18 protein-coding genes are annotated in these 15,929 nt (G+C 37.8%); 14 read left to right on the top strand and 4 right to left on the bottom strand.

The features are described from left to right. Positions 1-526: 526 nt before the first annotated feature. The 6 genes from NXS00_RS09365 to NXS00_RS09340 all read left to right on the top strand — a co-directional run bounded on the left by NXS00_RS09365 (position 527) and on the right by NXS00_RS09340 (position 5,774). Positions 527-1,075 carry a hypothetical protein gene (locus tag NXS00_RS09365; RefSeq protein ID WP_258098910.1) on the top strand — a complete coding sequence of 183 codons (549 nt, stop codon included), beginning with the start codon at positions 527-529 and terminating at the stop codon, positions 1,073-1,075. Between the two features lie 53 nt (positions 1,076-1,128). Next, the gene (locus NXS00_RS09360) at positions 1,129-2,061 is read left to right on the top strand and encodes an HNH endonuclease (RefSeq protein WP_258098909.1); all 933 of its coding nucleotides are present in this window, start codon (positions 1,129-1,131) and stop codon (positions 2,059-2,061) included. Positions 2,062-2,634: 573 nt separating this feature from the next. Next, positions 2,635-3,423, top strand: a complete 789-nt coding sequence (locus NXS00_RS09355) for a type IV toxin-antitoxin system AbiEi family antitoxin domain-containing protein (RefSeq protein ID WP_258098908.1) — start codon at positions 2,635-2,637, stop codon at positions 3,421-3,423. Then, positions 3,420-4,211, top strand: coding sequence for a nucleotidyl transferase AbiEii/AbiGii toxin family protein (locus NXS00_RS09350; RefSeq protein ID WP_258098907.1), 792 nt, complete (start codon positions 3,420-3,422; stop codon positions 4,209-4,211). The genes NXS00_RS09355 and NXS00_RS09350 overlap by 4 nt, the downstream gene beginning before the upstream one ends. Before the next feature lie 74 nt (positions 4,212-4,285). Next, a complete protein-coding gene (locus NXS00_RS09345) occupies positions 4,286-4,654 on the top strand; it encodes a hypothetical protein (protein ID WP_258098906.1) in 369 nt (122 codons plus the stop codon). 226 nt (positions 4,655-4,880) lie between these two features. Continuing rightward, positions 4,881-5,774: a hypothetical protein gene (locus tag NXS00_RS09340; protein ID WP_258098905.1), complete on the top strand. Its 894-nt coding sequence runs from the start codon at positions 4,881-4,883 to the stop codon at positions 5,772-5,774. Positions 5,775-6,025: 251 nt separating this feature from the next. On the opposite strand, the gene NXS00_RS09335 is transcribed toward NXS00_RS09340, so the two are convergent. The 3 genes from NXS00_RS09335 to NXS00_RS09325 form a co-directional block, all read right to left on the bottom strand. Then, positions 6,026-6,616 (bottom strand): SMI1/KNR4 family protein, encoded by a 591-nt coding sequence (locus tag NXS00_RS09335; RefSeq protein ID WP_258098904.1) that lies wholly within the window; start codon positions 6,614-6,616, stop codon positions 6,026-6,028. Positions 6,617-7,062: 446 nt separating this feature from the next. Next, entirely contained in the window at positions 7,063-7,629 is a 567-nt protein-coding gene (locus tag NXS00_RS09330) for a PIN domain-containing protein (RefSeq protein ID WP_258098903.1), read from the bottom strand. Positions 7,630-7,636: 7 nt separating this feature from the next. Then, entirely contained in the window at positions 7,637-8,083 is a 447-nt protein-coding gene (locus NXS00_RS09325; protein WP_258098902.1) for a helix-turn-helix domain-containing protein, read from the bottom strand. A 375-nt stretch (positions 8,084-8,458) separates the two neighbouring features. Here NXS00_RS09325 and NXS00_RS09320 point away from each other — a divergent pair, with 375 nt between their 5' ends. The 7 genes from NXS00_RS09320 to NXS00_RS09290 all read left to right on the top strand — a co-directional run bounded on the left by NXS00_RS09320 (position 8,459) and on the right by NXS00_RS09290 (position 13,895). After that, positions 8,459-8,671, top strand: a complete 213-nt coding sequence (locus tag NXS00_RS09320; RefSeq protein WP_258098901.1) for a helix-turn-helix transcriptional regulator — start codon at positions 8,459-8,461, stop codon at positions 8,669-8,671. Between the two features lie 202 nt (positions 8,672-8,873). Next, entirely contained in the window at positions 8,874-9,947 is a 1,074-nt protein-coding gene (locus NXS00_RS09315; RefSeq protein WP_258098900.1) for a PQQ-dependent sugar dehydrogenase, read from the top strand. 195 nt (positions 9,948-10,142) lie between these two features. Further along, positions 10,143-10,610, top strand: a complete 468-nt coding sequence (locus NXS00_RS09310) for a hypothetical protein (protein WP_258098898.1) — start codon at positions 10,143-10,145, stop codon at positions 10,608-10,610. Between the two features lie 140 nt (positions 10,611-10,750). Beyond that, positions 10,751-11,215, top strand: coding sequence for a CYTH domain-containing protein (locus NXS00_RS09305; RefSeq protein WP_258098897.1), 465 nt, complete (start codon positions 10,751-10,753; stop codon positions 11,213-11,215). A 90-nt stretch (positions 11,216-11,305) separates the two neighbouring features. After that, a complete protein-coding gene (locus NXS00_RS09300) occupies positions 11,306-11,656 on the top strand; it encodes an arsenate reductase family protein (protein ID WP_258098896.1) in 351 nt (116 codons plus the stop codon). A 58-nt stretch (positions 11,657-11,714) separates the two neighbouring features. Further along, positions 11,715-13,220, top strand: a complete 1,506-nt coding sequence (locus NXS00_RS09295; RefSeq protein WP_258098895.1) for an FMN-binding glutamate synthase family protein — start codon at positions 11,715-11,717, stop codon at positions 13,218-13,220. A 96-nt stretch (positions 13,221-13,316) separates the two neighbouring features. Beyond that, the gene (locus NXS00_RS09290) at positions 13,317-13,895 is read left to right on the top strand and encodes a heme NO-binding domain-containing protein (protein ID WP_258098894.1); all 579 of its coding nucleotides are present in this window, start codon (positions 13,317-13,319) and stop codon (positions 13,893-13,895) included. Here the strand turns inward: NXS00_RS09290 and NXS00_RS09285 are convergent. Then, positions 13,892-14,641 carry a VOC family protein gene (locus tag NXS00_RS09285; protein ID WP_258098893.1) on the bottom strand — a complete coding sequence of 250 codons (750 nt, stop codon included), beginning with the start codon at positions 14,639-14,641 and terminating at the stop codon, positions 13,892-13,894. The two genes, NXS00_RS09290 and NXS00_RS09285, sit on opposite strands and share 4 nt — an antisense overlap. A gap of 308 nt (positions 14,642-14,949) precedes the next feature. Between NXS00_RS09285 and mltB the strand changes: the two genes are divergently transcribed. After that, positions 14,950-15,921 carry a lytic murein transglycosylase B gene (gene mltB / locus NXS00_RS09280; protein WP_258098892.1) on the top strand — a complete coding sequence of 324 codons (972 nt, stop codon included), beginning with the start codon at positions 14,950-14,952 and terminating at the stop codon, positions 15,919-15,921. Positions 15,922-15,929: the final 8 nt, after the last annotated feature.

Genomic DNA, 15,929 nt, shown 5'->3' with positions numbered 1-15,929 from the left:
TCCAAGCCTGTATACTTCAATCAGGATTAAAGTAATCTCTGTAAAGTGCAAATAGGACTTTGTAGTATCATTGTAAACTACATCTAGTATTAAGTAATAATCTGTCAACTTATTTTAGGATGGGTCCGGTACTGACAGTTGTCAATTGCGTTTATGTGGTTGCCGAAAGCGTTTATATGATTTTTCTTAGCGTTTTTGTGGTTGCCGGATGCGTTTTTATCACTGTCGTCAGCGTTTATACGATTGTCGAGAGCGTTTATGTGATTGTCGTATGAGTTTTAGTCAATGCCGCCAGCGTTTTTATCATTTTCTTAAGCGTTTATGTCCCACCTTCTGTAGATAGGTTATCTCTCCCATCTCGAAGGAAACGAAGCTTGGTAATGATTTGAGATTCCGTTATTTTGGAGGAATGAAATATCCAAACATCTATATAAGGAGCTTGGGTCATTTTATATTTAAAAAAAACATGACCGGTCATCTTATGACTGTGTTAGCGGTGAGCTAAAAATATAGACGAGATGAAATAATGGACTTTCCAGTATCAGCGATAACGAAACCAATAATAGGGAAATTAATTGCTTTACAAAGCTTCTTCTTTGCCCGTCCACGGCTTGACATTGATTTAAGAAATAATCAAGACGGTCTTTACGGTCAAAGATCTTTAGGACCTTCAAGCAAGCAGGATCATGCTGAACCAATACCAGTTCCGTACGCCAAGTATGACTTTGAGTTTTATTGGAACTACAAACTGAGAATTAAAAATAATTCAAGTAAGACTGCATACAATATTAAAATCGAGAAAATACATAAAACGGCAATTGACTATCTTGAAAAGCTTGATGATATAGCTTCCTTAAAAGATGGGGATGTAATCGAGTTGGACTACAAATTGAAATTTAGGAGTTCGAAAAATGGGCGAGAAGCAAAAAAGTTCCTATCGCACTTTCCAGGGCATCTTGAAAAAGTAGAAATTTTAATTTCCTACACAAATGAAAGCAGGAAGAAATTCTATACCCGATTTGTAGCAACTCCAGAGATGAAAACTAACGAACATTTACTCAGAAGACCAAAATAAAAATTCAACCTGCTAACGGCATTACGACAATACAACATTTGTGGCGATTAAAAATGGGTAGAAAAAGAATACCAGACGAAGTACAGGCAGAAGTGATTTTCAAATCAAATCGTGAGTGTGTTGTATGTGACAATCATAGAAGAGGCGACCATATCCATCATATTGATGGAGACAACTCAAACAACAAATTTGAAAATCTTGCTTTTTTATGTTTTGACTGCCATAATGAAGCTTCGTTGAAAGGAAGTCTAAAGAAAAAGTTAACGCCAAAAACAATTATTAAATATAGAGACCATAAATATCAAATCGTTATAACAGAACGCGAAAATTCTTTGAAGGTTTTTAATGCTCCAATCACAGGATTGACAACAGAAGACCTACTCACAACTACTAAAAGTGCTGTGATTATAGTTGAGATTGAGAAAATAAAGGAAGAGTATTTTTCTGTTGACTGGAATAAACGTTGTGACGTTATCAACAAACTGCATAAATTTTCTGACCATACAAATTTTAGAGTGGCTGTAGACGTTTTTAATTTCCTTTCTTTTACAGCTGACCAAACAAGGGGTGGAATGACAACAGATGTTGCTGTTTCAATTTTTTCTCTGATTCTTGACTTTTTCCCGTATTCAGACAAAGAAGGAGAAAATGAAAAAATAATTGAACTCGCCAATGAATGCATAAATATTGCTTTTAGCCTAACATACGACTCTACCATTTATTTGAAAAACTATGACATTGCAATGTATGGGCTTACAATTCTTAAATTCATATACAAGAAAGGGAAACAGCAAAATCTAAAACAACTTGTGGACAGGGTTAATGAGGCCTATAATGAATTTGAAAGGACATTAAAACGACCAGAGCGAGATGATTTAGCGGATGCTTTGCAATTAGTAAGAGAGTTCAAGTCAGACATTGAGGAAGGAACATTATCATTTCCTCCTCTTTCAGACAATTTAATGAGACTAATATACTCGGACTGAAATATGGAAATAATGCCGAACCGCTAACCCCGCCTCTGTCGATGTTGCGCTGGAGGTCGGACAGGTGTCCACTAACTGACATGATACCGCTAGCCTGCATGATACGAAAGAAAATAAACCATACCGCTTGTTGGTCCCCCGTTACCGCGAGCATTTTGCTCGCGGCCCACTTGGTAATGGATACAAACAGCCTAGCTTACAGGCTAAAGCCATATTTGGAAGATGGCATTATTAGCGGGTTAAAACCCGCTCCAAAGGATACGTTTTCTTAATATATAAAATTTCTTGTGGTGGGTTTCAACCCACCGATTTTTCGCCCCCAAACAAAGGCTTTAGCCAAAAACCTAGTGCTCGCAGTTAATTGTCAATCATGTTGTGAAATTTTGTAGATTAGTTGTTGGGTATAAGCCATAGCATGGCTAAACATGTTATTTTAAAAGATGTATATAATACTACACGTTGTTAAATAATTGCTCTTAAATAATCAGAACTCTATTCCAGCTAAGGTTAAATAGTTAGTAATAATTTTAGATAGGTAGTTTTTATCGCTACTTTTAATGAAAAATTACTAAAGTGAGAGCTAGGGAGTACATCAAACATTTATTATCAATAGAAAGCTATTCTTTCTCACTGGCGGAAATCAGCAATCAAACTGACACAACAGATACATCCCTGAAATTTGAATTAGCCAGATTGGTTGAAAAGAGAGAAATTATCAACTTTAGAAAAGGTTTCTACCTAATCATACCTCCTCGATATTCAAAGCAAGGATTCCTTCCAATTCAGCTTTATATTCAAAAACTTTTTCAAAGTTTAAATAGAAACTACTACTTAGGTTTTTATTCGGCTGCTAGGTTCTACGGTGCTAGCCATCAACAAACTCATAGAGAATATGTGATGATTGAAAAACCTAAACTGAACGAGATCAAGAAAAACGATTTCGACATTGAGTTCATCACTGCCTCACAGTGGCCAGTCAAAAACATTATTGAAAAGAAATCAGATGCTGGATATTTTTATATTTCTAGCCCCGTCTTAACTGCAGCTGATTTGATACATCATCAAACCAAACTGGGAGGAATTAATAGAATGTTGGCGATTCTTGAGGAACTGTCAGAGGAAATTACAAATGAAGATTTGAATGACCTATTGACATGGTATCCGCATCGAAGTACCATTCAACGACTGGCTTTTATTCTCGATGAACTACAAGCCGATATTGACCTCAGTGTAATATTTAATTACCTAAAATCAGCACCGTATTTCCCTGTTCTTCTTTCACCAAAGAAAAACCAGAAAGCTGGTTCGGTTGATAATCGTTGGAAGGTAGATGTAAACATCAAATTAGAAAGTGATTTATGATCCCTAAACCTTACATCGCACAATGGCAAGAGTTTGTTCCCTGGAAACAATTTTTTCAGGTAGAGCAGGATTTGATTATTAGTCGTGCTCTAGTCGAAATATTTGCGGACGATTTTCTTAGAGAAAACCTCGCTTTCAGAGGTGGGACAGCACTTCATAAATTGTATTTAAATCCTGCTCCTAGATATTCTGAAGATATTGATTTGGTTCAAATTAGGCCAAGGCCTATCAAACCAATTATGGAAAGATTAGGTGAAGTGATTACTTTTTTTGAGGAAGATAGAAGAACTCAAAATAAGGGTCATGGCATCAAGGCACTATACCGATTTACCTCAGAGTATGAGGAAATACGATTAAGGCTAAAACTAGAAATCAATTGTAAGGAGCATTTCAATATACTGGATTGGGTTGATTTTCCATTTGAAGTAAAAAGTGATTGGTATTCAGGGCAAGCTCAAATTCGAACATACAACCTGAACGAATTGCTTGGAACCAAGCTCAGGGCTCTTTATCAAAGAAGTAAAGGTCGAGATTTGTTTGACTTGGATTATGCCCGACGGCATCGTGAATTAAACGTTGAAGAAATAGTCAAATGCTTCAAAGAATACACACAGTTTTCAATAGATAAAAGACCTCCAAGCCAAAAAGAATTTCTGCTTAATCTAGAGGAAAAAGAAAATGACCCAGATTTCTCTGGAGACATGGAAGCATTGCTGAGGCCAGGTATAGCGTACAATCAAGAATCAGCTTTGGAATGGCTGAAAAGGGAATTGATAGAAAGAATTTAAGGTGTTAACAAAACTCGTAAATATGATTTGATCGATACAAATCGTAGATTTCTGAATGGAACAATAGAGCAGGTATGGATCAACTTCAAGAATATTCTTTCAACCAGGAGTTTAGAACTAAACTCGAATATCACCTCTCCCAAACATTTAAGAACTCGGATGATCCCGAATTACGTGGGTTATGGTGTGATGGAGTAAATGAACCGGAAATTGTGGCCCAACTAGATAGAAAGATTGTGAACGATAACAGACAGATTGTCACAACTGCGTGGATCGGTTTGGAAGGACAGGAGACTTACCAGCTTACAATAAAATTCGGCAACAAGGCTTTGAGTAGATATGCAAGAGGTTTGAGTTTAGCGTTGTGCTTACCTTCTTCAGCTCCAACAGACTGGTTAACAATGGATATTGAGCAACAAACTATTGAACTGAAACTTCTCTAAATTCTGTCTTTGTTGGTGTTTTCACCAACAGACATGATACAGCTAATCTATATAATGCATGAGAAAATAAACCATACCACTTGTTGGTCATAAGACCAAAAAGGGCAGAGGTGAATTGTGCACGCTGTTGTGAGGATTGGATAGATTAACTACTTTAGAGTTAACTGTAAATGTTATGTTTTTGGTTATAGTTGATTATTACACTGTTATAGTACTAAACTGAAATATGGGCGCTTGGGGACCTGGGATAAAACAGAATGATGTATTTGATGACATCTATAATGAATTTTTGTTGCATTATTACGATGGACTCGAACCTCATGAAATTAGAGTAATCCTTGAAAAGGAATATTCCCCTGATGAGGATGAATTTGCTGATTTTTGGACCGCTGTTGCATATGCACAGTGGATGGCTAGGGGTCTTGAAGATGATGTTCTCTCATACGTTAAGGAAGCAGCGATGAATCAAAGAGGTCTTGAATTATGGCTGGAAGAGGGGAGTAATGAAGTGAAAAAAAGAATTAAAGCTCTGGAAAATTTCTATACTAAAATTCAAACGGAAAGACCGAATGCTATTAAAAGGAAAAAGATTAAACCATTCCCATGCATTTATAACTCTGGTGATTGCATAACCTTTATGCTTGACTCAGAATACTATGGGGCAGCAATTATCATCTCGAGAAACGATTTTCATCCAAAGAGTTTGGATAAGATAGGATCAAACAGGATTGCGCTTACATCCTATAAGTCTAAAGAAAAACCTGCCCTTGAAGATTTCTTGAAAATGGAGATATTATTTACTAAATATAGAGATTGGAACTCTGGATACAACGTCAATAATTTTGATGCGAAAGCTCTTACAAAAGATCAAAAAAACATTGAGGTTGTCGGTAGAGTAGAGGTAAATCCTGAGGTAAATGAATTTATGGATTCAAGTGGACGCTGTTTGAATTTTGATTATTGGGCTGATGCAAGAAATGTGATCAATTCTCAGATTGAATATGAAAAGTCTAATTCAATGCCAGACTACCGGCATCTGAAAGTAAGGGATATTCTTCATGAAATTGACAACTGGAATTATATGCTGGATGAAAGGTATAAACTACTCTTTAATTCATAATTTGGAAGAACAAACGTTAGCATAGAACTTTTCCATAAATGACTAGCCATTTCCTACGCCTCTGTTGGTGTTCCGCCAGTGGTCGGACAGGTGTTCACCAATAGGTCTGATACTGCCAACCTGCATGATACAAAAGAAAATTAATTTTATTGGCTATGCCTCTGTTTGAGATACCTATTCTGACCGTAGCGTCAGTGAGATCTAAAAAGGGCAAAAAGGAGTCAATCATGGTACACTGCGCCTGAACAGGATTAATCACCCTTCCATTTCCCTGTTCTCTTTAAGAGCTCTATCATTTTAGGAGAGGAGTTATGATTTATTGAATCATTACTTGAAACGGAAGTGCTGTGTTTTTCTTTATATTCTGTAATAGACATAATAAAAGAATTAAAATCGTCAGCAACCAAATGTATCTGTTCATTTAATATAGATTCATGATGCCAATAAGAAATAAAGTATGTTCCATCTTTTCTAATTGAAAATCCGTAAAAATCACCTGATGCACCTTCAACAAAAGGAATAAACCGGTTTGGTAATTGGTCTGAAAGCATATGCATTTCACTATGTATTGAAAAATCACTTGTTTCTGACCAATCTAAAAAACGACTTATGGACAGATACTTGCTTTCCTCATTTACTGGTGGAATATCAGTTTTACTATGAACTTTAACTGAGGCATCAATATACCCTGATCCTAATTCCTTCATAAAATAAAGGTAGTCAGATGGAATACTACCATTCATTTGCTTAAATATATTTCTAACAGCTTTTTCATCACTTTCAGAATATGAGTGTTTTTGAATAAAACCAAAAGATTTTATTTTATCTAATATTGCCTTCATTACATTGTTGTTTGTTTCTTCCACCTCTGTTGGTGTTCCGCTGGAGGTCGGACAGGTGTCCACCTATAGGCATGATACTGCCAGCCTGCATGATACAAAAGAAAATTAAATTTATTACCTCGGATCCGCGAGCATTTTGCTCGTGGCCCATTTGATAAAGGCTACAAATAGCCTGGCTTACAGGCTAATGCCATATTTGGAAGATGCATAATTAGCGGGTTAAAGCCCGCTCCAAAAGATGCATTCTCTTAGATAAAATTCGTTGTGGTGGGTTTCAACCCACCGATTATTAGCCCCCCAAACAGAGGCTTTAGCCAAAAGTCTAGAGCTCACAGTTAATCGCTAGTCATGTAGTGAAATTTAGTAGATTAGTAGTTGGGTATATACCATAGCATGGCTGGACATGTTATTTTAAAAGATGTATATAATAATAATACTACACGTCGTTAAATAATTGCTCTTAAATAATCAGAACTCTGTTCAAGTCCATTTTGCTTCAATATTTGTAACATTTCGATTTCAGTATAGGGCGGATTTTTCTTTGCAAGAACCATTTCTCTAAATGCTTCAACCGCTCTTTCATTATGTAGGTCAATTATATCTGCAATGAAATCATCGGGATTAGCCACACTTAACCCAAATTTGGATAGATATTCAGAAGGAAAATCCTTTAAATTCCAGGTAACAATCAAGTTTGCGTTGATTCGAACTGCTGCCGCTACAACATGCCTGTCTTTAGGATCAGGGATTTCATTAAACTGGTCAATTAGATGTTCATAGTTCACCACCTCAGCAAATGGAAATGCATTCCGAACTGCGTTTATTCGTTTTTGTATTTGCAACTTATCATTTCCCTTGCATTCCATGAGTGACCCCCATTCATCAAAAATATGCTTACTCCATTTTGGAGTATATAGGTCTGCATCAGCCAGGTATAATAAATAGTCTCGAATGTGAAGCGGATGAATGACGTTTGTGTCCAGAATGCAAGTGAACTTGGTGCTTCTAATCATGTCTTATTTATACATCATAAAGTCCTGCTTCTTCATCATCTGCAATCATTTGTTCAAGTAACTTTTTTCTATTCATTTTCATTTTTTCCTTGAACTGCATGATGTCCTCAAATCTTACTCTTCGATGACGTCCTACTTTCTCAAAAGGTATTTCACCACTATCCAATAGTTTGGTAATATGTGGTCTTGAACAACCTAATAAATCGGCAGCTGCCTGAGTTGTCATTTCTGTTGCAACTGGAATGATTTGAACAGGTTTTCCTTCGCTTGTCGCCTTCAAAATCTGGCTCAATAATTTCAATGCTTTCAATGGAACTTGAATAACCTGGCCTGTCTCTTCAATTTCAATTTCCGGAGCGGTAGATTGCAGTTGTTCAAGAATTGCAGCCAATGGCTTATAATTCTCCATAGCAACAGCTTGCTCCTCTCTACTTGGAAGTTGTAATTCTCGCATACTTGTTCGTGGTTTGGGATGTTGTGCAATTATAAACGAAATATTCGAAATTGAGTTTCTTTTATTTCGATTATAAATGACTGGGATAAAAAGGGATAAGTGTTTTAAAGGTGCTAACTATCATTTTCTTTACACCTCTCTAAAAGAAAAGACTTGTCTCAAATCATTTACATAGAAGCCAGGGTTTTATCCATTAAAAATCTTTAGACGCAGGAAGCTTCACTTCTATTATACCCAATCAGGTATAAATTTAGATAATTTGCCGTTGTTTATACCTGAAAGGGTATAGACTATCTTGTTTTGATATATTTTATACCCGAAAAGGTATATTTTAATATTAAATCAGTATTTTTATACCCTAAGAGGTATAGTTAGATGAATAAATTGAGCCAATTCGTTAAAAATAGGAGGAAATCCCTTGGGTTAACCCAAGAAGATCTCTCTTTCAAAGCTGGTGTAGGACTTAGGTTTGTTCGGGATTTAGAGCAGGGAAAATCAAGTTTACGTATGGACAAAGTAAATCAGGTTCTATCATTATTTGGTCATGAGCTTGGTCCAATTCAATCAGAAAGAGATGAAGAAAGCTAACGTATACATGCGTGAAGGATGAGTACATCGCTCTCATTAAACGAAAGGCAATTCAAGTAGAATTGTAAAGGCAATTTCAACCGTGACATTTAGTTGATTCAACCAGTCATCTGCTCGTTCCCTTGTCCCTTATCTCACATTTGACGTTATTCGCATAGAACAAAATCGTCCCCCAATCGATTATCAGTTAAACTCAGCAATTATGAAATACCTATTGAGCTTTTTAACAATAGCGCTAACCTTGGCTGCTTCAGCGCAAAATTTTGATACCGAACTAGTTACTGATGAGGTGAACGTGCCCTGGGGTATCGATTGGTTGCCTAACGGAGACATGTTGATCACTGAGCGAGATGGACAGTTGTACAAACTATCCAAGGGCAATATGACGGCAGTGAAAGGTACTCCTAAAGTGGTGGCAGAAGGACAGGGAGGATTGTTGGATATAAAAGTGCATCCAAACTATGCTCAGAATGGCTACATCTATTTGTCTTATTCCAAGCCAATGGGTGAGAAGTTAGCCACAACAGCGGTGGTGAGAGGAAAGCTTTCAGGTAACAATTTTGTAGAGTCTGCAGAGGTTTTCAAAGCGGAGCCAGCATCAGAAACCAGACATCATTATGGATCTAGAATTGTGTTTGACAAAGAAGGCTATATGTACGTTTCAGTTGGGGATCGAGGAAATAGAGATGAAAACCCTCAAGCATTGAACAATCACTGTGGCAAAATCCACCGAATGAACGATGATGGCAGCGTACCGTCAGACAATCCGTACAATGGCAACCCGATCGCCATGCAGACGATCTATTCTTATGGTCATAGAAATCCGCAAGGGTTGGCTTTGAACCCGTTCACAGGAGAAATCTGGGAACATGAGCATGGCCCTATGGGAGGCGATGAGGTCAATTTGATTCAGCCAAAGAAAAACTACGGTTGGCCGGTGATTTCTTACGGTGTGAACTACAACGGGACCAAGTTTACGGACATTACCAAAAAGGAAGGAATGGAGCAGCCTCAGATTTATTGGGTGCCGTCTATCGCTCCAAGTGGGATGGATTTTGTGACCTCCAGCGAGTATGGCAGTCTGAAAGGTGACCTATTAGTTGGGTCATTGAAGTTTGGCTATTTGCACCGATGTGTGATGAAGGACAACAAAATTGTAGAAGAAAACAAAATGCTCGAAGGTATCGGTCGAGTGCGTGTGGTGAGACAAGGACCGGATGGTTTTGTATACCTTGGAGTGGAAGGAAAAGGTGTGTTGAAACTAGTGATGAAGTAAGGTTCTTTGTCTATTGTTTTGTGTTGAAAATCGCCTGTCCTGTTTTTGGGTTATAATACCTTGGTACAATTAATTTCACTGATCAATATTGTTACCAATAGCGTTAAATCAGATAGGAGTAACGTATGCGCTTTTTCGGTTAACTATTGTCTTAATTAAGAGGGGCACTGACTTAAATAATGATAGATTTCGTACATGAAACTATTGATAGAACCATTTGTGGGATTTGGGGATATATATCTCGGGCTTAGTCAGAAGGAAGTACAGGTTCGATTGGGTGAGCCACAGTCAGTAGATAGTGAAGGTTATTCGGATGGCACTACAAACAAAATCTTCAAATACCCGAATCTAGAAATTGAGTTAACATTTTCATCTGAAGATGATTTCAGGTTATCATCAATCACTTTCGAGTCAGTGATGACAGAGTTTAAGGGTTTAAGACTAATAGGTTTATCTGAAGAAGGGTTTTTAGCACGAGCGGATAAGCTCAAAATTCGAGACCTAGTTCTTGAGTCAGATTTTCAAGATCTCAATTCAAAAGATTATGTAATCGATTCACTTGGTTTATCTGTTTGGATACAAGATGGAAAAGTGGACTCAATTTCCTTATTTCCAAGATATGAAGATGATAATGAAACAGTCATTTGGCCAGAATTTGAATAAATGTTACAACCATTAAAACTGATATACTCACAAGCACACCTCAATAAAAAAGATCATTGGACTTGATTTCAAAAATGGTCAGTCAAGTAGATTTGTCTAAGACGGATTATTAGGTCAAAGTAAACAAATTGGGTGTAGTTATGGGATTGGAAATTGAGCGTAAATTCTTGTTGAAGAACTCAGATTGGCGAAAGCTGGTGGAGGAAGAAAACTTGATTAAGCAGGGATATTTAAATTCAAATGCTGAAAGAACAGTAAGAGTCAGGGTCAAGAATAGTACGGCCTTTTTGACCATTAAAGGCAAATCGCAAAATACTGTGAGGCAAGAATTTGAATATGAAATTCCATTGGTTGATGCTGAATTAATGTTGAAACTGTGTGAGCCTCCATTGATTGAGAAGACTCGGTTTATTGTTAAGTATCAGGGAAAGACCTGGGAAATTGATGAATTTGAAGGGGAGAATAAAGGTCTTACCGTAGCAGAAATAGAATTGTCAAGTGAGGATGAAAGCTTCGAGTTACCTGATTGGATTGGTGAAGAAGTTTCTCATGACGATCGGTATTTCAATTCTTCTTTGATTAAAAAGCCGTTTAGTAGTTGGTGACAGAATAGAGTTGATATGATAGGCGTATATCGCGTTTAACTTTTTCCAAAAACACTACTTTTGCCTCTTTAAATAAAGACATTAAACCCGATGAAAAAAGTATACCATTTATCTACTTGCAATACCTGTCAGCGAATTATTAAGGAATTGGGTATTGGAGATGAATTTGAATATCAGGATATCAAAACTGAAAAAATCACCGAGACACAGCTGGAGGAAATGAAAGAGCTGGCAGGTTCTTATGAAAGTTTGTTCTCTAGAGTAGCTCGCAAGTACAAAGAGCTTGGATTGAAAGAAAAAACTTTATCAGAAGAAGATTACAAACAATACATTCTGGATGAATATACTTTTCTGAAAAGGCCTGTTTTTATCATTGATGGTCAGATCTTTATCGGAAATAGTAAGAAGAATGTCGAGGCTGTTGCAAATGCAATAGGTTAAAAAATCGAAACATTGTAATCCTCTAAATGCTTCGTATATTGTTTGAAATTCATTCAATATGCGACATACTTTTTACATTCTCACTCCAATCATTTTAATCACTGTTGGGGTTTTAGGATATTATTTTCCAGGATGGTGGTGGAGCTATATGGTATTGGGTCCTCTTGCTCTTATTGGGTTTTATAATCGAGTTCAGTCCAACCATACCATCCTTAGAAATTTTCCATTATTAGGATATTTTAGATACTTCTTTGAATCCATTAGTCCGGAGATTCAACAATATTTTATAGAAAGAACCACCGATGGTAAGCCATTTAGTCGTAATCACAGAGCGCTGGTTTACCGAAGATCGAAAGGAGTAAATGATACACATCCATTCGGTACACAATTGGAGATCAACAATGATCACTATGAGGCGATCAGGCATTCGATGTATGCGACTCCTCCGGTGAAGGAATTTCCAAGAGTAACTATTGGAAGTGGTGAATGTCGTCAACCCTACAGTGCCTCGGTATTGAATGTGTCGGCTATGAGCTATGGAGCACTTAGCAAGAATGCGACCATGTCGCTAAACCTGGGGGCGAAAAAAGGGAATTTCTATCATAACACTGGTGAAGGCTCAGTCTCGCATTACCATTTGCAGGGGGGAGATTTGGTCTGGCAAATAGGTACTGGCTATTTTGGATGCCGCCGTGAAGACGGTGGTTTTGATCCGGAAAAGTTTGAAGAAAAAGCCGCACTTCCGGAAGTGAAGATGATAGAGATTAAGTTGTCTCAAGGTGCTAAACCTGGTCATGGAGGAGTACTCCCGGCTTCTAAAAACAATGAAGAAATTGCCAAGATACGTGGTGTACAACCACATACCACAATCATTTCACCTCCAAGTCACCGGGACATTCATGGGCCGGAGGATTTGCTTCATTTCATTAAGCAGCTGAGAGACCTATCGAAGGGTAAACCTGTAGGGTTCAAGTTGTGTGTTGGCCGAACAGAAGAGTTCATTGCTTTGGTTGAGAAAATGGTGGAATTGCAGATTTGGCCGGACTTCATCACTGTGGATGGTGCTGAAGGAGGAACTGGAGCTGCACCGCTCGAATTCTCGGATTCCGTTGGTTTACCTCTAGAGCCGGCACTAATTTTTGTGAATCGCACGTTGGTTAAATTCAAACTTAGAGACGAAATTAAAATCGTTGCAAGTGGTAAAGTGCTTACTGCTTTTTCTATTCTTAGAATGCGTGCACTTGGTGCAGATATCTGTAATTCAGCAAGAGCGTTTATGTTTTCTGTGGGATGTATCCAGGCGCTTCGATGCAACAACAATTCTTGTCCAACGGGAGTAGCTACTACCAATAAAATGCTTACGAAAGGACTCGTGGTGAAAGACAAAGCCGAGCGAGTGTACAAGTTTCATCACAATACAATTCATGCCGTTTTGGAGCTTTTGGGTGCCTGTGGAGTGGCTCATACAGATGATATTACCATCGATATGTTTGTAAAAGGAGATGAAATGGTAGCGTTGACAAACAAATACTTCCCGGATTCGGTTCTTAATCGAGTGGAATAGCCAATTAAAAGGGAAAAATTTTGATCCTAATGATTTGTGTCGGATATTGTAACCTGCTCACATTAAGCAATCTATCAACAAACCATCGACATAATTATGAAAGGAACTATTCACTATTGTCTTGAAGAGACAATTATTAAATACCATGGTGAAGATGCCTGGACGCAGGTAACCAAAGGAGCTGGTCTTGGAGAAGACTTTAGCTATGGCACAAAAATAAGAGATGATATCGACGAAGTTCAAAGCATTGAATTGTTTGTCTTATCGGCTAATATTATTGGAATTGAGCTTAGTCAATTGTTTGATGAATTTGGAGAACATTGGTGTGTAGAATACTCTCCAAAAGTTTATGGAGTGTTTTACCGTGGGATGAATTCTACCAAGGAGGCTGTGACCAAACTGGATAGAGTACATGAAACAGTAACCAATCATATCCCGAATGCCTATCCTCCAAGATTTGTTTACAATTGGAAGGCAGACAATGTGCTTGAGTTGTTTTACAAATCTGATCGCAATCTGATTGATCTGTTTATTTCTCTTGTGAAAGGACTAAATAAAAAGTTCGGGGATTATACCGAGATTGAAAAGAAAAGTGAGCACATCGTTTTATTAACATTTCATCAGGAAGTTCCAGAATACCTTATTGAAAATCAGTTACAAGCCCAAAAAGCTTAGTTTTTGGGCGTATTGTAGATCAGGTTACCCTCGGCATCTTTTTCAAAAGCAATTCCTGCACCAGTAATGGTTATAGAGTAAAACCCTGTTATTTGAGAATAGTCGAGTTCCTTTTGAATGTTGGTTTTCTCAGGTTGGATTAATTCTATTGCCACTTCATCTCCACCTAGGACACGGATGAATACCTCTGGATTCTCCCGATCAAACACGTGTGTTCTATCCAAAGGGAAATTCATTTGATACCACTTTTCCTGACCGCCGATATCTTCTGTAATTAAACTGATGAAATAGGGCATTAATTTGTCTTGACCATTGTCTTCGAATAGTTGGATATAGTTGGCCTCAGGGTCTTTAACAAGAATCATCCTTCTATTGAGAATGGTGTCTTGCATAATGCCACCATGAAACTCTACTCCATTTTTTTTCAAATGCTCCACTAGCCCATCAAATTGATTGGTTTTGAAGCCGAATTTAAATATTCCAGGGAGGTAGTTGACATTGTAAGCACTCTCAACCGAGTCACGATATTTTGCCTCAGTGTTTTGAGTAAGCTTAATGGTCACATTTTCATGGTAAAGCAGTGAGTGATCCTTGCTATCCATAAAGCCAAAGTTTTTGGAATACCATTGACTCAATGCTTCAGAATCTCTAGTGACGATAGTTAATTCGTCAAATTTGAATTCCTCAGGAGTACTACAGAATGTAAATAATAAGGCGGTTGCAAAAAATATCACCAATGATCTCATGTCATAAAATTAATTGAACAGATTAACATTAAAATCAAGGTGGCCCGATTATTGAGTTTTAACCCGTAATATTCAATTGAATATTGACGAAATAATTCTTTAATCAAGAATAATTTGTCAGGTGATGACGGAGCTTTGCTTGTCACACCCTGACTTTACGTCATGGGGTAACCGCTGCGGCGGACCGACCTGACATTCGCCTTTTAGCGATTCGTCAGCCCAAGGCAAATTATGCATTAAAGCATAATTTGGGTTTAATATCTGATAAAACGTATCATCTTTGAAAAAGGATAATAAAAATTGAGAGAATGATTAGAAAAGGGGGCAGTTTATTAGCAGTATTTTTCATCAGCACTTCATTGTTTGCACAAATCGATGAGGCAAAAGTTTCGGAATTTGTTAGGCAAGTTGCTGAGCGGACGGATTATTCCAGAGAGGATCTGACAGTCATTATGAATGCTGCGAAATATGACCAGTCAATCATTGATAAAATTAGTAAGCCTGCAGAAGGCACCATGACGTGGGAGCGCTACCGCAATATCTTCATGAAAGATGAGCGTATTGAAGCTGGGGTTAAATTCTGGGATGAATATGCAGACGTGATTCGTCAGGTCAGTGAAGAATCCGGAGTAGCTGAGGAGGCTATTATCGGGATTATTGGTGTGGAAACCTATTTTGGGAGAATCAAAGGTTCTTATCGGGTTCTTGATGCTTTGTATACCCTGGCTTTTGGTTATCCAAAGCGTTCATCTTTCTTCAAAGCGGAGTTGGAAAACTATCTAACACTTGCTAAAAAGGAAAACCTGGATATCTACACGGTGAAAGGATCTTATGCGGGTGCCATGGGGTACTGTCAGTTCATGCCGAGTAGTTATGAGGCGTATGCGAAAAGTTTCGATGATGGTACGCGAGATCTGTTGACTCCAGAAGATGCCATTGCATCAGTAGCTAATTATTTGAAAGTCCACAGATGGGAAACAGGTGAGGGAGTGACTATGAAGGTTTCAAGTATTATCAATCCACAAGAAGTAAGTGCCAAATCGGTAAAACCAAGTAATTCATTGAGGTATTACAGCGATATGGGATACATGCCGTCTGGCAATATGTCGCCATCAGCAAAAGCTGCGTTGATAGAACTCGATCATGAAGATGGATCAAAAGAATATTGGTTTGGGTTCAATAACTTTTACGTGATAACTCGATACAATCACAGCAAGCTCTATGCAATGGCTGTTTACCAATTGGGGCAGGCTGTAAAAGCGGCAAGAGAGGGAGCTTAAGAGGAAAG

Source organism: Marinoscillum pacificum (genome assembly GCF_024714495.1).
Classification (GTDB): Bacteria; Bacteroidota; Bacteroidia; order Cytophagales; family Cyclobacteriaceae; genus Marinoscillum; species Marinoscillum pacificum.
This window is presented reverse-complemented; position numbering and strand designations above follow the sequence as displayed.